The following is a 19,445-nucleotide window of genomic DNA, read 5'->3' as shown; positions in this document are numbered from 1 at the left end:
TCATGAACGGCACCAAGGCCATAACGCTGGTCGGGCTGCTGCTGACGCTGATCGGCAGCGGCACGGTGTTCTTTCGTCATGTCGAAGGCTGGAGCTGGCTGGACAGCTATTTTTTCACCGTCGTCACCTTGTCCACCGTCGGCTATGGCGAGCTGGTTCCGGCCACTGCCTTGGGCAAGATCGCCACGACGGTGTTCATCATCCTCGGGCTCGGCATTTTCGCCATCGCGATCCAGCAATTCGGCAATTTCGCCGTGCGCAGGCACGAGATTCGCAAAAGCCTGCGCGAAGAGCGCGCAAAACGCCGCAAATGGCCCGGCGAAGACGGCCAGCACGGCAAGGCCGATTCTGAAAGTCCGGGGCAATGACCGGGCAATCCCGGCTGGGTCGGGTGGAATTCGTGGCGATGATGGCGATGCTGGTGGCAACGGTCGCCTTTTCCATCGATTCCATGCTGCCCGCCCTGCCCCAGATCGGCGCGGAACTGACGCCGCAGGCACTCAACCGCGCGCAACTGGTGGTCACGTCCTTCATCCTCGGCCTCGGTATGGGAACCCTGTTCACCGGGCCGCTGTCGGACAGTTTCGGGCGCAAGCCCGTCGTCCTGACCGGCGCGGGCATCTATATCTTCGGCGCCGCACTGGCATGGGCCGCCCCGACGCTGGAGCTGATGATCGCCGCGCGGATCGTTCAGGGGCTCGGGGCGGCAGCGGCGCGCATCGTCGCTCTGGCTATCGTGCGCGACCTGTATTCGGGCCGCGACATGGCCCGGCTGATGAGCTTCGTGATGATGGTGTTCACCCTTGTGCCGGCGATTTCGCCGCTGGCGGGCAGCGTGGTGATCGACCTTGCCGGGTGGCGCATGATCTTCGTGTCCTTCATCGTTTTCGCGCTGGCCAGCAGCCTGTGGCTGGCGTTGCGGCTCGACGAGCCCCTGCCGCCACAGGCGCGCCGCCCCTTCCGCCGCGCCGCCATGGCGCTCGCCCTGCATGAGGTGCTGTCGCATCGCACCGTGCGCCTGTCGATCGCGGTGCAGATGCTGTGCATGACGACGCTGTTCTGTTCGATCTCGATGATCCAGCAGGTTTTCGAGGCCTTCTTCGACCGCGCCGACAGCTTTCCCGTCTGGTTCTTCATGATGGCCATGATCGCCGGGCTGTTCAGCCTGTTCAATGCGCGGGTCGTGATGCGCCTTGGCATGCGGCGCATGGTGGCCGCCGCTCTATCGGTGCAGATCGCGCTGTCGGGGGCCATGGTTCTGGCGTTCTGGCTCGGCCTGCTGCCGCCCGCGTGGCAGTTTCCCCTCTATATCGCGTGGCAAACCAGCGTCTTTGCCCATGCCGCACTGACCCTTGGCAATATCAACGCGCTGGCGATGGAACCGCTCGGTCATATCGCGGGCATGGGCGCCAGCGTGATCGCGGCCATCGCCACCGTGGGGTCGGTCCTGCTGACCGTGCCCGTGGGGCTCATGTTCAACGGCACGCCGATGCCGCTCCTCTTGGCGGTGCTGATCGCGGTCGCGGTCGCCCGAGGTTTGATGACCCGGCTGGCCCGCTCCGAGGAATACGCCGTCTGATCTGAAAACTTTTTCAGTATACTGTCGCATACCATCTTTCCCGTCCCAACGGATTGCGCTATGACGCGGGCAAGTCCCGAGTCTTCGCCCCACCGCGCCGACACCGGCAGGGGAGCGGCGAAGGCCCAACCAAGACCCTACCGCCTGCCCGCCCGCATGACTTCGGGGGGCGCAGACCAGTCCAAAACCTGATCGAAAGGGATCACAGATGGCCAATACTTCCAATCCCGACATCATCTACACCAAGGTCGACGAAGCGCCCGAACTCGCCAGCGCCTCGCTCCTGCCGATCATTCAGCGCTTTGCCGCTGCGGCGGGCGTCTCGGTGGGCACCAAAAACATCTCGCTCGCGGGCCGCATCCTGGCCGCCTTCCCGGAATCGCTCACCGAAGATCAGCGCATCTCCGACGATCTGGCCGAGCTGGGCGAACTGGTCAAAACCCCCGACGCCAACGTGATCAAGCTGCCCAACATTTCCGCCTCGGTGCCTCAGCTTGTCGCTGCCGTGAAGGAATTGCAGGATCAGGGCTTTGCCATCCCCGATTACCCTTATGAGCCCTCGAGTGACGCCGAAAAGGACGCCCGCGCTCGCTATGACGCGATCAAGGGCTCGGCGGTGAACCCCGTCCTGCGCGAAGGCAACTCCGACCGCCGCGCCGCCGCCGCCGTCAAGAAATTCGCCCAGAACAACCCCCACCGCATGGGCGACTGGAGCGCTGACAGCAAAACCCGCGTGGCCTCGATGTCGGGCGGCGATTTCTTCTCCAACGAAACCTCGGCAACGCTCGACAAGGCAGCGACCGCAAAGATCGTGCTGACCGCCGCCGATGGCTCGGAAACCGTGCTCAAGGACGGCGTCAGCTATCCCGCAGGCACCGTCGTCGACGCCACCTACATGAGCGCACAGGCGCTTGACGCCTTCCTTGCCGACGAGATCGCAAAAACCAAGGACGAGGGCGTGCTGTTCTCGCTGCACATGAAGGCGACGATGATGAAGGTCTCCGACCCGATCATCTTCGGCCACGCCGTCCGGGAATGGCTCAAGCCCGTCTTCGAGACATACGGCGACCAGATGAAGGACCTGGGCGTGAACCCCAATTCCGGCCTCGGCGACCTGCTGGAGCGCGTCAAGGATCAGCCCGAAATCCTCAAGGCCATCGAAGAGGTGCGCGCCACCCGCCCGCCGATGTACATGGTCGAGAGCGACAACGGCATCACCAACCTGCATGTGCCCTCGGACGTGATCATCGACGCCTCGATGCCCGCCCTGATCCGCGCCGGCGGCAAGGGCTGGGGCCCGGACGGCAAGGAACACGACACCGTTTGCGTCATCCCCGATGACAGCTACGCCCCGGTCTATGACGAGGCCATCAAATTCTTCAAGGCCAACGGCAAGCTGAACCCGGCCACCGCAGGCACCGTGCAGAATATCGGCCTGATGGCACAGAAGGCCGAGGAATACGGCAGCCACCCGACGACCTTTGAAATCCCCGCCGACGGCACCGTGAAAATGGTTCTCGATGACGGCACCGTTCTGCACGAACACAGCGTCGAAGCGGGCGACATCTGGCGCTCGGCCTCGGCCCGCAAGGCCCCGATCGAGGATTGGGTGAATCTCGCCATCGAACGGCAGAAGGCCACCGGCTATCGTGCGATTTTCTGGCTGGATCAGGCCCGCGCCCACGACGCCGAGCTGATCAAATACGTGAAACCCATCCTCGAAGCCAAAGGCGCGGCTGACAAGTTCGAAATCATGTCGCCCCGCGACGCCACCCGCGCCAGCTTTGAGACCATCACCAGGGGCGAAAACACCATCGCCATCACCGGCAACGTGCTGCGCGACTACCTGACCGACCTGTTCCCGATCCTCGAACTGGCCACCTCGGCCAAGATGTTGTCGATCGTGAAACTGATGAACGGCGGCGGGCTGTTCGAAACCGGCGCTGGCGGCTCGGCCCCCAAGCACGTCCAACAGCTTCAGGCCGAAAACCACCTGCGGTGGGACAGCCTCGGCGAATTCTGCGCGCTTGGCGAAAGTTTCAAGTTCCTGGCCGAGGCCAATGGCAATGCCCGCGCCAAAGTGCTGGGCGAAACCGTCGAAACCGCCACGCAGGGTATTCTGGACAATGGCCGCTCGCCCTCGCGCAAGGTGGGTGAGCCCGACAACCGCGATAGCCACTACTGGTTCGCCCGCTACTGGGCCGAAGCACTGGCCGCCCAGGGCGACGATGCCGACCTGGCACAGGAATTCGCCCCCGTCGCCAAGGCCCTCGCCGAAAACGAGGCCAAAATCACCGGCGAACTAGCTGCCGCACAGGGCAAACCGGCGGATATCGGCGGTTATTACCACCCCGACGCCGACAAACTGGCCGCGGTCATGCGCCCGAGCGCCACGCTCAACGCCATCATCGACTGATTGCGTTCAAACAGGCCCGGCCCCTCGGGGCCGGGACCCGGAAACTTCAAAAGTTTCCGGCCCGAATTCTTTTCAAGAATTCGCCCGCCCGGAACCGCTGCCTCGCGACCACCACGGTTTCAGGCAGGAAAACGCCAAATCCGCTTTATTTACGCGGGGCCCAACCACTGTTTTGCACCAGATATAGCAATGTCTTCTGCGGGTCATATGTGCGCGGCTCATACCGCAGGCCGGTCACGATGCACCCGCCGGCTCCACCCGTTTCGACGCATCCTGACGCCACCAGCCATGTTCGCGTGGATTGTCGTAATACAGGTGGATGGCAACGACACAGGTATCACCCAGACATTTTTTCGCACGCGCGACACGCGATTGCACAGCCCCCGAAAACCACGTAGCACGGCCTCATACCCCAAACGCCGGAGCCGCGTATGACCAAGGTCTATCTTCTGCTGATCGTCGCCATTGCCGCCGAAACCATCGGCACCACCGCGCTTCAGGCCAGCCAGCAATTCACCCGGTTCTGGCCCTCGCTGCTGGCGATGATCGGCTATGGCATCGCGATCTACCTGCTGGCCCTGACGCTGAAATATATCCCGGTGGGCATCGCTTATGCGTTCTGGGCGGGGCTGGGGATCGTGTTCGTCGCGATGATCGGCTTTGTCGTGTTCGGCCAGAAACTCGACCTGCCCGCCATCGTCGGCACCGGCATGATCCTTGGCGGAATCGTTTTGATTCAGCTGTTCTCCAACACCGCCCACCACTGACGCAGCCTCACACCTGGCCGAACTGCGCTTCCTGCCTGGCGCTCCAGCGCACGCTCAACTCGAACCCGTCTTCGGTCTGGCGTTCCTCTTCGACCAGCCCGCGCTCGTAAAGCCATGCGCGCTTGCGCCCCGCGTCGAACCCAAGCTGCAGCACGCTGACATGGGTGGCCTCGGTCACGCCCGTGGTGATCGCCTCGATCAGCGCGTCCATCCCCTCGCCGGTCACCGCCGACAGCGCCTGCACGTTGTCGCTGCGCGCGGCGCGGGTCACCACCGCCTGCCGGGCCTCGGCATCCAGCCGGTCGATCTTGTTCCACACCTCGATCTGCGGCGTGGTCTCGCGCACGCCCAGACTGTCCAGAATGGCGCGCACATCGGCGGCCTGTTCCGCTGTCTCGGGATGCGAGATGTCGCGCACATGCACGATCAGATCGGCCGCCAGCACCTCTTCCAGTGTGGCGCGGAAGGCGGCGACCAGTTCGGTCGGCAGATCGCTGATGAAGCCCACCGTGTCCGACAGGATCACCTCCGGCCCGCCACCGGGCAACTCGATGCGCCGCATCGTCGGGTCCAGCGTCGCGAACAGCATGTCCTTGGCCATCACCTCGGCCCCGGTCAGGCGGTTGAACAGCGTCGACTTGCCCGCGTTCGTATAGCCCACCAGCGCCACGATGGGGAACGGCACCTTGGCGCGCGAGGCGCGGTGCAGCTCGCGCGTTTTCACCACCTTCTCCAACTGCCGCCGCAGCCGCACCAGTTGCTCGTCGATGGCGCGCCGGTCGGCCTCGATCTGGGTCTCGCCCGGACCGCCGACAAACCCCAGCCCGCCGCGCTGCCGCTCAAGGTGGGTCCAGGCCCGCACCAGCCGGGTGCGCTGATAGCTCAGCGCCGCCATCTCCACCTGCAACACGCCCTCACGGGTTGCCGCGCGGTCGCTGAAAATCTCAAGGATCAGCCCGGTCCGGTCCAACAGCTTGACACCCCAGGCCCGTTCCAGATTGCGCTGCTGCACGGGGCTGACCGGCCCATCGACCAGAACCAGCTCGATCTCGTCCGCCTCGATCCGGGTTTTCAGCTCTTCCAGCTTGCCCTTGCCGAACAGCATTCCGGGATGCGGCCTCGGCAGGCGCACCACATCGGCACCGCACACCTCGAGCCCCGGCAGGGCCTCGGCCAGTGAAACGGCCTCTTCCAGGGCCAATGCCGGATCGCGCCCCGATCCCGCCGACGGGATGTCAGGGTGCAACACCCATGCGCGTGTGTCTGTGTGGTCTGTGTCTTGCGTCAAGACGCGTCGTCACCCTCGTAGAGGCTGACGGGCTGCGACGGCATGATGGTCGAAACCGCATGCTTGTAGACCAGTTGCGACTGCCCGTCGCGGCGCAGCAGGATACAGAAGTTATCGAACCATGTGATAACGCCCTGCAGTTTCACACCGTTGATCAGAAAAATCGTGACCGGGATCTTGGTCTTGCGTACCTGATTCAGAAATGCGTCCTGAAGATTTTGTCGATCAGATGCCATGGTCCATCAAAGCCTTTGTTCTTGCGCACGCCACGGACTGGCGCGATGTATCCGTCTGCCCGAGTATGGAGTGCGTCCTCACGACTTTCCAGCCCAAAAATCAAATCACTGCACGCCGATCCGACAGGGATGCGCTCAATCCCGCCACAGCCCCGGATTGAACAGCGCAATGATCGCCAGCATCTCGAGCCGTCCCAGCACCATCGCCGCGCACATCACCATCTTCGCCGGGCCGCTCAGCGTCAGCAGTTCGATTGGCGTTTCCGCCGCGACTGTGATCAGCGGCCCGGTGGTCGACAGCGCCGCCACGGTCAGAACCACCGAGGATTCGAAACTCTGCCCCAGCCCTGCCAGCACCATGATGATCATCGACAGCGACATCGCGAACAGCATGAAGAAAATCCAGGCGATGAACGCGCCCTGCCGGCGGATACGCCGCGTTCCCGGCCCCGAGCGCCCCACCGACGAGGGAAACACCATGCGCTCCATCTCGCGATGCGAATTCAGATAGAGCACATAGACCCGCAACAGCTTGACCCCGCCCGCCGTGGTCGCCACACCGCCGCCGATCAGTGACAGGCCCAGCAGGATCATCCCCGGCGTTCCCAGTCCCGACCAGTCCCGTGCGACATCCCATGACGCGCTTTCGAATCCGGCAGTCGACAGGAACGACAGCGTCGTGAACACCCCGCCCCACAGCGCACTGGCCGCCAGCGACAGATTTTCCACCTCGTCCACGTCGAACGCAGCGATCCAGTGCCGCGCGAACAACAGCAACGGCACCCCGAACACCAGAATCATGCCCAGCCGGAACTCGGGATCGTGATGCAGGCCCGGCCGCGCCGTGGTCACGGTGTCCGACGAAAAGGTCAGCCGCGACAGCGCGAACAGAAAGAACAGGAAGATCACCGCCTCCCCGGTAAAACCCGATCCGGCATGTTCGACCCCGCCGACCGCCGAAATCCCGCTGGTGGCCAGCGTCGACATGGCATGCACCACCGCCACCAGGGGCCGGTCGCCCCCGATGACCAGCAACAGCCACAGCGCGGCGGTCAGCCCGATATAGATCGGGGCCAGTTGCCGGGTGACCTGGCTCAGCCGTTTGGCGGAACTGGCGCGCTCGAAGCGCATCGTTTCGGTGCCGAACTGTCCCGGCTCGCCGCTGGCCGTCACCTCGAACCCGCCAAGGTTCAGCGGCGCCAGCACCGCCGAGGCCGCAATCCACATCAGCAATCCGCCGAACCAGCCCACCATGCCGCGCCACAGATGCAGACTGTCGGTCAGCCGTCCCGCATCGGCGAACATCGTCGCCCCCGTCGTGGTCAGCGACGACACCATTTCGAAATAAGAATTGAGGAAACTGGTGGTGGCCAGCCCCTCGTAAAACGGCACGGCCAGGAACAGCGGCAGCACCGTAAAGGCCAGGAACAGCGACAACAGATCGTTCAGGTCGCTGTTCACGCGCCTCGGATGGTTCGACATGGCCAGCCCGATCAGCGCCACCAGCACCAGCCCCAGGATGCTGGAATAGGTAAAGGCCCGCGCGACGCTGAAATCGCCCTGCGCCAGCGCGTGCAGCCCCGGCAGCAGCATCGCGACAGCCGCAATCCCCGACAGGATCAGGATCAGCGGAAAGGACAGCAGCCGCGCAATCATGGGTCAGAAAAAATCAATCGAAACCTGAAGCAACTGTTCGACCTTCGCCACATCGTCGGACATGGCGAACAGGACGATCACATCACCCGCGTCGATGCGCAGGCCGCCCGTCGGTTTGTGAATCTTCGATCCCTTCTGAATACCCCCCACCAGCACCCCTTCGGGAAAGTCGATCTCGCGGATGGTCGATCCGGCAATCCCCGAGGTCGACATGACTTCGGCTTCGATCACCTCGGCCTCGGCATCCCCGAGGGAATAGACCGAGCGCACCTTGCCATGCCGGATATGGCGCAGGATCGAACTGACCGTGGTGGCGCGCGGGTTGATATAGGCGTCGATGCCCAACGGCTCCATCAACGGAATCAGCGTCGGATCGTTGATCAGCGCAATGGCAAACGGGCAGCCCTCGGCCTTGGCGCGCACCGCGGCCAGCATATTGGTCTTGTCGTCGTCGGTGACGGTCAGCGTGGCGTCCGCCCGCGCTATTCCGGCCTCGCTCAACAATGCCGAATCCAGCCCGTCACCGTGCAGAACGATGGTCCGCTCCAATGCATCGGCGGCGCGTTCGGCATTGTGACGGTCACGCTCGATCACCTTGGTGCGCGTGCGGGTGCCGCGCTCTTCGCAGGCCTGCGCCACCGCAAGGCCGATATTGCCGCCCCCCACGATGACCAGACGTTCCTGATTGTTCTGGGTCTTGCCGAAAACGTCCAGCGTGCGCGGGATGTCTTCGAGCGGCGCAAAGATATACGCCTCATCGCCCTCGAACAGCTGATCCCCTGCCTCGGGTGCAAACAGCCGCCCCTCGCGGCGGATCGCCAGCACCACCACCCGCAGGGTCGAGAAAAGATCGCTCAACTGCCGCAGCGGCGTGTTGAGAACCGGGCAATCCTCTTCCAGCCGCAACCCCATCAGTTGCGCCTTGCCGGCAAGGAACATCTCGGTGTCGAACGCCGCGGGCGAGCCGAGCCGGCGCATCGCGGCCTCGGCGACCTCGCGTTCGGGGCTGATCACCACGTCGATCGGCATGTGATCGCGCCGGTAAAGATCGGAATAGATCGCCGTCAGGTAGGACTGGCTGCGCAGCCGCGCGATCTTGCGCTCCACCGAGAACACCGAATGCGCCACCTGACAGGTCACCATGTTGACCTCGTCGGAATAGGTGGCCGCGATGATCATGTCCGCATCGCGCGCCCCGGCCCGGTCCAGAACGTCGGGATAGCTGGCAAAGCCCGCGATCCCCTGGACATCCAGCGTATCGGTGGCCCTGCGCACCAAATCCGGATTGTTGTCTACAACAGTGACATCGTTGCGCTCACCGGACAAATGGCGGGCGATCTGCCACCCGACCTGGCCCGCACCGCAGATGATGACCTTCATGTTCCATGCCTCACCCTGTCTGGACCCTGTGCATGACAGAAGGGATATGCAGGGTCAATTGCTTTGTCCGCCTCTCCAAACCGCGCTATCATCGGGGCATGACTCGCTCCTGCTTCCTTCTGTTCACGCTCGCGCTGTCGGTGCTCTCGGCCTGCGCGCCGCCTCCGCTCTGGTATCGCTCCGGCATCAGCCCCACCCGGCTCTCGAAGGATCTGACCGCCTGCCGCGTGGCCGCGCTCGAAACCGTCCCCACCGAGATCAGGAGCCGTTACATCCCGGCCGAGTATATCTCGCAACCGGTCTGTACCCCGTCCGGGCATTGTTATTGGCGGCGCGTGCTGGTCCGCCCGGCGCAATACGAACGCTATGACGTCAACGCCCCCTTGCGTGAAGATGTCGTTCAGGCCTGCATGGCCGACAAGGGCTATACGCAGGTCCGCCTGCCCGCCTGCCAAAGCGAGGGCGGCCAGAAGATCACCGTCAACACCGCCGCGCCGCTCCCGCCCCTGACCGATCAAAGCTGCGCCGTGCGGCTGAAATCGGGCGAGTGGCGGATCGTCACGCCCTCGGGCGACTGACGGCGGGCGGCAACGCCGCTCAGCCGGCGGCGGCCTCTTCGTCATCGGATTTGCCCGCACGGCCCGTCTTGGCGCCGGTGACCACACCCAGCGACTTCAGCTTGCGATGCAGCGCGCTGCGCTCCATGCCCACGAATTCCGCCGTGCGGCTGATATTGCCGCCGAACCGGTTGATCTGCGTCATCAGGTATTCCCGCTCGAACGCCTCGCGCGCCTCGCGCAGCGGCATCGTCGCCACCGCGCCCGACAGCACCACGCGCCCGTCTTCCGCCGGAACCTCGGTCTCGCCGGGGATTTCCGTCGCACGGATTTCTCCCGACGGATCGCCCAGGATCAGCACCCGCTCGATCACGTTGCGCAACTGGCGCACATTGCCCGGCCAGCTCATGGTTTGCAGCAGCGCCGCCGCCTCCTCGCCCAGCTCGCGCAGCGGCAAACCCTGCGTGCTGTTCAGCAACGCGATGAAATGCGCGGCAAGGTCGGGAATATCCTCGCGCCGCTCCTCGAGGCTCGGCACCGCGATCGGCACCACGTTCAGACGATGATACAATTCCCGACGGAACCGGTCCGCAGCGATCTCGGCCTCCAGATCGCGGCTGGTCGAGGAAATCACCCGCAGATCCACCTCGACCTTGTCGCTCCCGCCCACGCGCAGGAACGTCTGGTCCACCAGAACCCGCAGGATTTTCGACTGCGTGCCAAGCGGCATGTCGGCGACCTCGTCGAAATAGATCACCCCGCCATTGGCCTCTTCCAACAGCCCGGTTTCAAGCCCGCGCTCCTCGCTTTCGCGCCCGAACAGCACCTCTTCCATGCGGTCCGGCTCGATCGAGGCGCAACTGACGCAGACAAAGGGCGCATCCGCCCGCCCCGAATTGCCGTGGATATAGCGCGCCGCCAGTTCCTTGCCCGATCCCGCCGGGCCGGTCAGCATCACGCGCCCGTTCGACTTGGTGACTTTCTCAAGCTGCCCCATCAGCGTGCGGAAGGCCGCACTCGCGCCCAGCATGTCGGCGCTCTCGGTCTCGCGCCGCCTGAGATCCTGGTTCTCGCGCCGCAACCGGCTTGTTTCCATGCCGCGCCGGATCACAACCAGAAGCTGGTCGATATTGAACGGCTTCTCGATGAAATCATAGGCCCCCTGCTTGATCGCCGCGACGGCGATCTCGATATTGCCGTGCCCGGAAATGATCACCACCGGAATCTCGGGATGATCACGCTTGACCGCCTTCAGGATGTCGATTCCGTCCATCTGGCTGTCCTTCAGCCAGATATCCAGAATCAGAAGCGCGGGGACCTCTTCGGCGATTGCCGTCATGCAGTCCTCGGAATTGCCCGCCAGCCGCGTGCCGAACCCTTCGTCTTCCAGGATATCCCCGATCAGTTCGCGAATATCGCGCTCGTCGTCGACAATCAGAATATCGCTCATACTGTCCTCATACCGCCTGTTGTTCCACAGTCGCCACATCCTGACCCTCGGCCAGAAGCGGCAGGCGCACCACGGCCATCGCCCCGCGGCGCGCGCCTTCGGCGAAAGCAGGCGCATCTTCCAGCGCCAGCGTTCCGCCATGTTCCTCGATGATCTTCTTCACGATGGGCAGGCCCAGCCCCGTGCCCTTTTCCCGCGTCGTCACGTAAGGCTCGAACAGCCGCGACCGGTCTTCCGGCAGGCCGATGCCGTTATCGGCGATCCGCAGCACCGCCTGCCCGTCCTCGATGGTGCTGGAAATGCGAATCTGCGGCACATGGCCCTCGGGCGCACCCGCCTCGTTCAGGCTCTCGATGGCCTCGCCCGCATTCTTGATCAGGTTGGTCAGCGCCTGGCTGATCATCGTCGCATCCACGCTCGCGCGCAGCGGATCGTCGCACAGATCCAGCGCAAAGCGCACATCGGGCTGACCTGCCTCCTGCAACAACGCCGCCTCGCGCAGCAATTGCGTCAGGGTCTCGGGTTTGGCCTCGGGTTCGGGCATGCGCGCGAATTTCGAGAACTCGTCCACGATCCGGCGCAAATCGTCGGTCTGGCGGATCACCACATCGGTCAGTTGCTCCAGCGACTCCGCCTGATCGGGCTCCAGCACCCGGCCGAACTTGCGCTTGATCCGTTCCGCCGACAGCTTGATCGGCGTCAGCGGGTTCTTGATCTCATGTGCGATGCGCCGCGCCACGTCGCCCCAGGCCGCCATGCGCTGCGCCGCGACCAGATCGGTCACATCGTCGAAAGCCACCACATAGCCCTCGCGCTTGCCCGCCTCGCTGCGCCGGGTCGACATACGCACCAGCAGGTTTTCCACGCGCCCGCCCCGGCTGACCTTGATTTCCTCCTGCACGAAGCCGCCCGCGCTGGCGCGCAGCTTGTCGAACAACGCCCCGAACTCGGGAACCGCCACGCTCAGATCGAGGCTGGCCTGATCCTCGTGCCAGTCCAGCAACCGCTCGGCAGCCTTGTTGACGAAAGCCACCCGCCCCTTGGCGTCCAGCCCCACAACCCCCGACGAAACCGATCCGAGCACCGAATCGAACAGCCTGCGGCGGCGTTCGATCTGCCTCGTATTGGCCAGCAGCGTGTCGCGCTGGTGCTTCAGTTGCACCGTCATCTGGTTGAAATAGGTGCTCAGCTGCGCGATCTCGTCGTCGCCCTCTTCCTCGCGCACCCGCACATCCAGATCGCCATCGCCCACGCGCTGCGCGGCGCTGGTCAACCGGCCCACCGGGCGCGACAGCCGTTCGGCAAACCACATGCCCAGCCACACGGCGGCCAGAATCAGGATCACCGCGAACCCGACATAGACCAGCCCGAACTCGAACAGCACCCTGCCCCGTTCGCTTTCGCGCTGTTCGTAAAAGCGGGCGGTTTCCTGCGTTTCGTCCAGCAGGTTCAGAATCGCCCCGTCCACGTTGCGGCTGACATACAGATACCGGTCGGGAATCGATTCCAGCGGCATCAGCGCGCGGAATTCGTTGTTGTCCCAATCGCGGATCACGACGATCCCCTCCTCGACCGAGCGCCTGATCTGCGCCTCGGTCGGCTCTTCGTAATCGAACAGGTAGGATCGCTCGCCGCGCGCGCGGATATCCCCCGTGCCGTCAATCACATAGGCCTCGCGCAGCCCACGCTGAATCTCGCGCTGCCCCTGCGACAGGATCTGGCGCAATTCGCCATCGTCCATGAACACCGTGGCGCGTTTCGTGGCATTGATGACCGAGGCCAGCACCCGCGCATCCGCCACCAGATCGCGGCGGTGTTCCTCTTCATAGGCCTGCGCGGCGGCCACCGAACTGTCCACCACGCCGCCGACCCGTTCGGAAAACCACGCCTCGAGCCCCATATTGACCGACAGCGTCGCGAATATCGCCACCGCGATCGTCGGCAACAGCGCCATCAGCGCGAAAACGCCGGTCAGGCGCAGGTGCAGCCGCGACCCCGCCGAGCGTTTGCGCCGCGCCGCGACCATCCGCGCCACCCGCTGCATCACCAGCGCGGCGACCATGATCACGTAGATCAGATCCGACAACAGAACGATGCGCAGCACGTCCGAGGATGCGCCCTTGTCCAGCGGCCCCATCACCAGATAGGTCACCACCGCCAGAACCGGCCCCAGAACGACAAGACCGAAGGTCGCCAGCGTTTGCAGGCGCTTCATGCGCCGCAGGCGGTTGACCCGTTCCCACGTCCATTTGCGTGTCTGCTCTGCCACGCACGACCCCCACCAAGTTGTGCGCCAGACGTGGCGCACCGCAACATATACGGCACCTACGGGCGCTCCGCCCGAAATGCCACAAGCATGTTGCAGTTTTACATCAACTTGCGGCGGCGTGTCACGCTAATTTCAAGGTCCTTGATCTTCTTGCGCAAGGTATTGCGATTGATGCCCAAAAGGTCCGCGCATTTCGCCTGATTGCCCCCGGTGGCGTCCAGCGCGATCTCGATCAGCGGCAGCTCCACCTCACGCAGGATTCGCGCATACAACCCCGGCGGCGGCAGCATGTTGCCGTGCAGGTCGAAATAATGCTGCAGATGCCGCCCGACCGAGGCCGACAGGCTTTCGCCCTGGGTCTGCCCCAGCACCGGCTGCGCCGCGGGCTGGTTGCCCAGCACCACCTCGATTTCGGCCCGCGTGATCTCTTCGGCCCGCGCGGTCAGCGCGATCCGGCGCACCGCGTTCTCCAACTGCCGCACGTTCCCCGGCCAGCTATAGGCGCGCATCAGCTCCATCGCCTCGTCCGACAGCACCCGATGCGGCATCCCCTCGCGTTCCACCCGGCCAAGGAAATGCTCGGCCAGCAGCGGGATGTCGTCGACCCGCTCGCGCAGGCTCGGCACCTCTATCACCGCGCCCGACAGGCGGTAATACAGATCCTCGCGCAGCCCGCCCTTTTCCAGACGGTCCGACAGCCGCGCCTGGCTGGTCGCCATGAAACGCGGCGCATGATCGCCCGGCGCATCCATCATCCGCACCACGCGGCCCTGCGCGTCGTCATCCAGATCGGCCACCTCGTCCAGCACGATCGTACCACCCCGCGCCCGCGCCATCACGCGCGAGGGCCCTTCCAGATCGGTCAGATCGGATGGCGAAACCGTCACGAACGGCAAGGTCCGCCGATCCGAAAAATCATGCACCGCCCGCGCGATCAGCGACTTGCCGGTGCCCGATTCCCCGGTGATCAGCACCGGCAGGTCGGTGTTCATGATCCGCGCCACCACCCGATAGAGCGCCTGCATCGCCGGGGTGCGCCCGATCAGCGGCAACTCGTCCGGGCGGTCGTCCTCGACCGGGGCCGAGGGCCTGCGCGACCGGGTCTCCAGCGCCCGCGCCGTGCGCTTCATCAGGTCGGGCAGGTCGAACGGCTTGGGCAGGTAATCGAACGCCTCGGCCTCTTCGGCCTGAATGGCGGTCATGATGGTGTTCTGCGCCGAGATCACGATCACCGGCAGGTCGGGCCGGTCCTGCGAAATCTTCGGCAGCATCTCGAGGCCGTTGCCATCGGGCATCATCACGTCGGTGATCACCGCATCGCCACGGCCCTCGCCCACCCACCGCATCAGCGTGGTCAGCGAACTGGTCGCATGCACCTTGCAGCCCGCCCGCGTCAGCGCCTGTGTCAGAACCGTGCGGATCGTGCGGTCGTCATCGGCAACCAGTACAGTGCCATCCATCAGCCTTGCTCCTTGGTGGTTTCAGCCATGTTTTCGGGCGCGCGCGGCAACGAGATGCGGAACACCGTCCGCCCCGGCGCCGAACTGACCGAAATCCAGCCGTCATGATCGGATATGATCTTCGCCGCCAGCGCCAGACCCAGCCCCGTGCCGTTCTCGCGCCCCGACACGAAGGGGTCGAAAATGTCGTCCGCGATCTCGGGCGGCAGGCCGGGGCCATCGTCGATCACCTCGATCTGAAGCGGCAGCGACTTGCCCTTGCCCCCGCCCAGCCGGACGCGCAGCGATTGTTCGTAATAGGTGTGCAGGCGGATCACCCCACCATCCTTGCCCGCCGCCTCCGAGGCGTTTTTCAGAAGGTTCTGGATCACCTGCAGCAACTGGTCCGCATCGCCAAGCGCCAGCGGCAGCGACGGGTCGTAATCCTCGATGATCGTCATGTCGGCGGCAAAGCCCAGAATGGCCGACCGCCGCGCACGGTCCAGAACGTCATGCACGTTCACCGCGCCCAGCTTGGGCTTGGTCACATTGCCGAACTGCTCGACCTGTTCCAGCAACCCCACGATCCGGCGGCTTTCGCTGACGATCAGATCGGTCAGTTCCAGATCTTCCTGTTTCAGGTTCATCGACAAAAGCTGCGCCGCCCCGGTGATCCCGGCCAGCGGGTTCTTGATCTCATGCGCCAGCATTTCGGCCATGCCGATAGCCGACTTGGCCGCCGATTTCACCGACTGGCCCTGCGTCACCCGCCCGGCCAGTTCGCGCGGCGAAATCAGCAACAGCATATGCCCCGGCTGTCCGGCCATCGGCGCGATCTGCAAATTGCAATGCAGCGGCGCCCGGTCGCCCGTGCCCACGTCCACATCGTTGACGAACAGCGGCGCATCGTTGTGCCGCGCCCGTTCGAACGCCTCTTCCAGCGGGGCATCGACCATCAGCTTGTCCCAGACAGGCGTGCCCGCCACCGCCTTGGCCGAGGTCATCAGAAATCCCTCGCCCGCCGGGTTCACCTCGACAATCCGGTCCCGCTCGTCCAGCAACAGCGCCGGCACCGGCAGCGATGTCCACAGAGCGTCATCCGGCCCGATCATGCCGCCACCCTCTCGCCATCGCGCAGCGCACGCGGAATCAGGTGCAGCACCTCACCCGCATCCCGGCTGGTCAGCACCTGCTTACGCAGCGCCGCGCCGGTCCCCGCATCGTCCAGATACCAGCCCAGATGCTTGCGCGCGACGCGATTGCCCAGCTCCGCCCCGTAAAAGCGCAGCATCTCTTCGTAATGGCCACAGACCATATCCGCCAACTCCTCGCCCTGCGGCACCTGCGGCGCGTCCGCGCCCCACAGCTCCGCCGCCACCTGCGCCAATAGCCACGGCCGCCCCTGCGCGCCGCGCCCGATCATCACCCCGTCGGCCCCCGACAGGCGCAGCGCCTCGCGCGCGCTGGTCGCATCGGTGATGTCGCCATTGGCGATCACCGGAACGTCCACCGCATCCTTGATGCGCGCAATCGCCGCCCAATCGGCACGGCCCTTGTAGAACTGGCACCGCGTGCGCCCGTGAATCGTGATCATGCGAATCCCGGCACTTTCGGCCCGTCGCGCCAGATCGGGCGCGTTCAGCATCCGCTCGTCCCAGCCCAGCCGGGTTTTCAGCGTCACCGGAACACTCACCGCATTCACCACCGCTTCGATCAGGCTCAGCGCGTGGTCCAGATCCTTCATCAGCGCCGAACCACTCGCCCCCGCGCCGCTCGCGCTGGTCACCTTCTTGGCGGGGCATCCCATGTTGATGTCGATGATCCGCGCACCGTTGGCTTCCACCTGCCGCGCCGCCTCGGCCATCCAATGCGCCTCGCGCCCGGCCAGTTGCACCGCCGTGTTCTCCAGCCCAAAGCCCAGTTCGGCCCGCTCACGAACCCCCGGCTTGGCCTGAACCATTTCCTGACTTGCGACCATTTCGCTCACCACCAGCCCGGCGCCGAAACGCGCCACTAGATTGCGAAACGGCAAGTCGGTGATTCCCGCCAGCGGGGCCAGGAAAACAGGAGGTGTCAGAGACCTGTCGGTCAGGATCGATGTCACTTGATTAATCCTTGTGCAGTGATGCCGTTCTATCCAGTAAGAGGGTTTTAAACAATATTTGCAGGGCTTTTTCCAGTGCGCACAAAAGCGTGATGCCTAATTTTTGTGCAATCGTTCCCGGCATTGCGCTTGGCCGGGGCTGCGCGTAATCAATTCCCATGACCAATGCCGCCATCATCGTCGCCGCAGGCCGCGGCAGCCGCGCCGGGGGCGACCGGCCCAAGCAATGGCAGCCGCTTGCCGGGCGACGGGTGATCGACTGGACCGTTGCCGCCTTTCAGGCCACCCCCGGCATTGATCGGATCGTCGTGGTCCTGCATCCCGACGATCTCGGTCTCTTCACGCCCCCCGATGGGGTCGAGGTCACGACAGGCGGCGCGACCCGTGCCCAATCCGTGCGCAACGGTCTCGAATATCTGGCCGCGACGGCAAGCGATGCGTCCATTGCGCATGCACTCATTCACGATGTGGCCCGATGTTGTACGAAACCCGCGTACATTTCGAACGTTTTGTACGAAATTCAATCCGAAGGCACCCGCGCCGCCGCGCCCGCCTTGCCGGTGACCGATGCGCTCTGGCAGGGGGCGGACGGGATCGTGACCGGCACACAGGTCCGCACCGGCCTGTTTCGCGCGCAGACCCCGCAAGCCTTTGTTTTCGATGATATTCTTGCGGCCCATCGCGCCCATCTGGGCGATGCCGCCGACGATGTCGAGGTCGCCCGCGCCGCCGGTATTCCCGTGCGGATCATCGACGGGGATGAAACCAACCTCAAGATCACCCACCCGGACGATTTCGAAAGCGCCCGAAAAATACTGGTAAATCAAATGGATATACGTGTCGGCAACGGCTATGACGTGCATCGTTTCGGCGATGGCGACCACGTCACCCTCTGCGGAATCCGCATTCCCCACACACGCGGCCTTCAGGGGCATTCCGACGCAGATGTTGGGATGCACACGATCACGGACGCAATATACGGTGCGCTCGCCATGGGCGACATCGGTCAGCACTTCCCCCCCTCCGACCCCCAATGGAAAGGTGCCGCAAGCGATATTTTCCTGCGTCACGCGGTCGGTTTGGCGCATGAAAATGGGTTTGAAATCAACAATATAGACCTCACCCTGATCTGCGAACACCCCAAGATCGGCCCCCATGCACAGCCCATGCGACAGGCCCTCTCCGACATCACGGGCCTGCCCATCGACCGGATTTCCGTCAAGGCCACCACCTCCGAACGCCTCGGCTTCACCGGCCGCGAAGAAGGCATCGCCGCACAGGCCACAGCAACACTGGTGAAAACATGAGTGTAACCCATTTGATTGCAACGTTTTTTTGCGTCGGCCACCTGCGCCCGGTCCCCGGCACATGGGGCTCGGCAGCCGCCATTCCCGTGGCCTGGGCCCTGCATGTCATCGGCGGCCCCTGGCTGTTGCTGGCCGGGATCGTCCTGTCATTTGCGTTAGGATGGTGGGTTACGGAATTGGAAACAAAGGGAAAAGACGACCACGACCCGTCTGAAATCGTGATCGACGAGGTCGCCGGACAATGGCTGGCCTTCCTGCCCGTATCCATCGGCGCCGCCCATGTCGGCGCATCCCTCACCGCCCTTTATCCCGGCTGGATCGCCGCCTTCGTCCTGTTCCGCCTGTTCGACATCTGGAAACCCGGCCCCATCGGCTGGGCCGACCGTCGCGGAGATTCGCTTGGCGTGATGTTGGATGATATGATTGCCGGGCTATTTGCCGCGCTTGGCGTTATGGCCCTGGCGGCACTTTCACATGGAGTTTTAATGAGTTGATTACAAATGATATTCTCGATCTGGCGCGCAGCCTGAATCTGCGTATAGCCACCGCCGAATCCTGCACCGGGGGTATGGTTGCCGTCGCGCTGACAGACATTCCGGGGTCATCCGACGTCATGGATCGTGGCTTCGTCACCTACTCGAACGCCGCCAAGGTCGAGATGCTGGGCGTGTCCACCGATACCCTGATCGCCCACGGCGCCGTATCCGAACAGGTCGCCCGCGAAATGGCCGAAGGCGCCCTGTCACGTTCGGGCGCGGATCTGAGCGTGGCGATCACCGGCATCGCCGGCCCCGGCGGATCGGAACACAAACCGGAGGGCCGGGTTTGTTTCGGTTTGGCACGCAAGGGATTGAAAACATTCACGGAAACAAAGGAGTTCGGCGCTCCGGGACGGTCCGAAGTGCGGCAGATGTCACGCGATCATGCGCTTGAACTGCTCCACCGCTCCCTGTCGTGACGGACTGGATCATAAGCTGTTTCAATGATTTGCGATCCG

Annotated in this window: 18 protein-coding genes; 8 read left to right on the top strand and 10 right to left on the bottom strand. The window is 64.2% G+C overall.

The window, feature by feature from the left end:
* Positions 1-2: 2 nt before the first annotated feature.
* The 4 genes from KPG71_RS06960 (at position 3) to KPG71_RS06945 (ending at position 4,762) form a co-directional block, all read left to right on the top strand.
* Positions 3-368, top strand: coding sequence for a potassium channel family protein (locus KPG71_RS06960; protein WP_216337385.1), 366 nt, complete (start codon positions 3-5; stop codon positions 366-368).
* Positions 365-1,579 carry an MFS transporter gene (locus KPG71_RS06955; RefSeq protein WP_216337384.1) on the top strand — a complete coding sequence of 405 codons (1,215 nt, stop codon included), beginning with the start codon at positions 365-367 and terminating at the stop codon, positions 1,577-1,579. The genes KPG71_RS06960 and KPG71_RS06955 overlap by 4 nt, the downstream gene beginning before the upstream one ends.
* 208 nt (positions 1,580-1,787) lie before the next feature.
* Positions 1,788-3,995 (top strand): NADP-dependent isocitrate dehydrogenase, encoded by a 2,208-nt coding sequence (locus KPG71_RS06950; RefSeq protein ID WP_216337383.1) that lies wholly within the window; start codon positions 1,788-1,790, stop codon positions 3,993-3,995.
* Positions 3,996-4,426: 431 nt separating this feature from the next.
* Positions 4,427-4,762: a multidrug efflux SMR transporter gene (locus KPG71_RS06945; RefSeq protein ID WP_216337382.1), complete on the top strand. Its 336-nt coding sequence runs from the start codon at positions 4,427-4,429 to the stop codon at positions 4,760-4,762.
* 7 nt (positions 4,763-4,769) lie between these two features.
* On the opposite strand, the gene hflX is transcribed toward KPG71_RS06945, so the two are convergent.
* From hflX to trkA, 4 genes are all read right to left on the bottom strand, one after another.
* On the bottom strand, positions 4,770-6,011 hold the full coding sequence (gene hflX, locus KPG71_RS06940; protein WP_367397317.1) for a GTPase HflX: 1,242 nt from the start codon (positions 6,009-6,011) through the stop codon (positions 4,770-4,772).
* A 35-nt stretch (positions 6,012-6,046) separates the two neighbouring features.
* Positions 6,047-6,286, bottom strand: coding sequence for an RNA chaperone Hfq (gene hfq, locus KPG71_RS06935; protein WP_073031556.1), 240 nt, complete (start codon positions 6,284-6,286; stop codon positions 6,047-6,049).
* A 135-nt stretch (positions 6,287-6,421) separates the two neighbouring features.
* A complete protein-coding gene (locus KPG71_RS06930) occupies positions 6,422-7,942 on the bottom strand; it encodes a TrkH family potassium uptake protein (RefSeq protein ID WP_216337380.1) in 1,521 nt (506 codons plus the stop codon).
* A gap of 3 nt (positions 7,943-7,945) precedes the next feature.
* Positions 7,946-9,322 carry a Trk system potassium transporter TrkA gene (trkA, locus tag KPG71_RS06925; protein WP_216337379.1) on the bottom strand — a complete coding sequence of 459 codons (1,377 nt, stop codon included), beginning with the start codon at positions 9,320-9,322 and terminating at the stop codon, positions 7,946-7,948.
* Between the two features lie 98 nt (positions 9,323-9,420).
* On the opposite strand from trkA, the gene KPG71_RS06920 reads away from it, so the two are divergent.
* Positions 9,421-9,900, top strand: coding sequence for a hypothetical protein (locus KPG71_RS06920; RefSeq protein WP_216337378.1), 480 nt, complete (start codon positions 9,421-9,423; stop codon positions 9,898-9,900).
* Between the two features lie 19 nt (positions 9,901-9,919).
* Here KPG71_RS06920 and KPG71_RS06915 read toward each other — a convergent pair whose 3' ends face one another.
* From KPG71_RS06915 to KPG71_RS06890, 6 genes are all read right to left on the bottom strand, one after another.
* Positions 9,920-11,329: a sigma-54 dependent transcriptional regulator gene (locus KPG71_RS06915; RefSeq protein WP_216337377.1), complete on the bottom strand. Its 1,410-nt coding sequence runs from the start codon at positions 11,327-11,329 to the stop codon at positions 9,920-9,922.
* A 7-nt stretch (positions 11,330-11,336) separates the two neighbouring features.
* A complete protein-coding gene (locus KPG71_RS06910; RefSeq protein ID WP_216337603.1) occupies positions 11,337-13,544 on the bottom strand; it encodes a PAS domain-containing sensor histidine kinase in 2,208 nt (735 codons plus the stop codon).
* A gap of 152 nt (positions 13,545-13,696) precedes the next feature.
* Positions 13,697-15,058, bottom strand: coding sequence for a response regulator (locus KPG71_RS06905; protein ID WP_216337376.1), 1,362 nt, complete (start codon positions 15,056-15,058; stop codon positions 13,697-13,699).
* Positions 15,058-16,149 carry a nitrogen regulation protein NR(II) gene (locus KPG71_RS06900; RefSeq protein WP_216337375.1) on the bottom strand — a complete coding sequence of 364 codons (1,092 nt, stop codon included), beginning with the start codon at positions 16,147-16,149 and terminating at the stop codon, positions 15,058-15,060. Before KPG71_RS06900 ends, KPG71_RS06905 begins: the two co-directional genes overlap by 1 nt.
* Positions 16,146-17,141 carry a tRNA dihydrouridine synthase DusB gene (gene dusB, locus KPG71_RS06895; RefSeq protein WP_216337374.1) on the bottom strand — a complete coding sequence of 332 codons (996 nt, stop codon included), beginning with the start codon at positions 17,139-17,141 and terminating at the stop codon, positions 16,146-16,148. Before dusB ends, KPG71_RS06900 begins: the two co-directional genes overlap by 4 nt.
* Before the next feature lie 4 nt (positions 17,142-17,145).
* Positions 17,146-17,301 carry a hypothetical protein gene (locus KPG71_RS06890; protein WP_216337373.1) on the bottom strand — a complete coding sequence of 52 codons (156 nt, stop codon included), beginning with the start codon at positions 17,299-17,301 and terminating at the stop codon, positions 17,146-17,148.
* Here KPG71_RS06890 and KPG71_RS06885 point away from each other — a divergent pair.
* The 3 genes from KPG71_RS06885 to KPG71_RS06875 are packed head-to-tail and all read left to right on the top strand — an operon-like array spanning position 17,300 to position 19,406.
* Entirely contained in the window at positions 17,300-18,448 is a 1,149-nt protein-coding gene (locus KPG71_RS06885; RefSeq protein ID WP_216337372.1) for a bifunctional 2-C-methyl-D-erythritol 4-phosphate cytidylyltransferase/2-C-methyl-D-erythritol 2,4-cyclodiphosphate synthase, read from the top strand. The two genes, KPG71_RS06890 and KPG71_RS06885, sit on opposite strands and share 2 nt — an antisense overlap.
* A complete protein-coding gene (locus KPG71_RS06880; protein WP_216337371.1) occupies positions 18,445-18,942 on the top strand; it encodes a phosphatidylglycerophosphatase A in 498 nt (165 codons plus the stop codon). Before KPG71_RS06885 ends, KPG71_RS06880 begins: the two co-directional genes overlap by 4 nt.
* Complete coding sequence (locus tag KPG71_RS06875; RefSeq protein ID WP_216337370.1) at positions 18,939-19,406, top strand: CinA family protein; 468 nt, start codon at positions 18,939-18,941, stop codon at positions 19,404-19,406. Before KPG71_RS06880 ends, KPG71_RS06875 begins: the two co-directional genes overlap by 4 nt.
* Positions 19,407-19,445 lie beyond the last annotated feature (39 nt).

The sequence above is a fragment of the Roseovarius sp. PS-C2 genome, assembly GCF_018862045.1.
GTDB lineage: Bacteria > Pseudomonadota > Alphaproteobacteria > Rhodobacterales > Rhodobacteraceae > Roseovarius.
The sequence above is the reverse complement of the archived record's forward strand: the minus strand, read 5'-3'. Positions and strand labels throughout refer to the sequence as shown.

Coding starts and splice junctions, on each gene's coding strand:
- KPG71_RS06885 (WP_216337372.1), top strand. CDS start 17,300: ATGACCAATGCCGCCATCATCGTCGCCGCAGGCCGCGGCAGCCGCGCC.
- KPG71_RS06930 (WP_216337380.1), bottom strand. CDS start 7,942: ATGATTGCGCGGCTGCTGTCCTTTCCGCTGATCCTGATCCTGTCGGGG.
- KPG71_RS06960 (WP_216337385.1), top strand. CDS start 3: ATGAACGGCACCAAGGCCATAACGCTGGTCGGGCTGCTGCTGACGCTG.
- KPG71_RS06900 (WP_216337375.1), bottom strand. CDS start 16,149: ATGATCGGGCCGGATGACGCTCTGTGGACATCGCTGCCGGTGCCGGCG.
- KPG71_RS06915 (WP_216337377.1), bottom strand. CDS start 11,329: ATGAGCGATATTCTGATTGTCGACGACGAGCGCGATATTCGCGAACTG.
- KPG71_RS06910 (WP_216337603.1), bottom strand. CDS start 13,544: ATGAAGCGCCTGCAAACGCTGGCGACCTTCGGTCTTGTCGTTCTGGGG.
- trkA (WP_216337379.1), bottom strand. CDS start 9,322: ATGAAGGTCATCATCTGCGGTGCGGGCCAGGTCGGGTGGCAGATCGCC.
- KPG71_RS06945 (WP_216337382.1), top strand. CDS start 4,427: ATGACCAAGGTCTATCTTCTGCTGATCGTCGCCATTGCCGCCGAAACC.
- KPG71_RS06955 (WP_216337384.1), top strand. CDS start 365: ATGACCGGGCAATCCCGGCTGGGTCGGGTGGAATTCGTGGCGATGATG.
- hfq (WP_073031556.1), bottom strand. CDS start 6,286: ATGGCATCTGATCGACAAAATCTTCAGGACGCATTTCTGAATCAGGTA.
- KPG71_RS06890 (WP_216337373.1), bottom strand. CDS start 17,301: ATGGGAATTGATTACGCGCAGCCCCGGCCAAGCGCAATGCCGGGAACG.
- KPG71_RS06905 (WP_216337376.1), bottom strand. CDS start 15,058: ATGGATGGCACTGTACTGGTTGCCGATGACGACCGCACGATCCGCACG.
- KPG71_RS06950 (WP_216337383.1), top strand. CDS start 1,788: ATGGCCAATACTTCCAATCCCGACATCATCTACACCAAGGTCGACGAA.
- KPG71_RS06920 (WP_216337378.1), top strand. CDS start 9,421: ATGACTCGCTCCTGCTTCCTTCTGTTCACGCTCGCGCTGTCGGTGCTC.
- KPG71_RS06880 (WP_216337371.1), top strand. CDS start 18,445: ATGAGTGTAACCCATTTGATTGCAACGTTTTTTTGCGTCGGCCACCTG.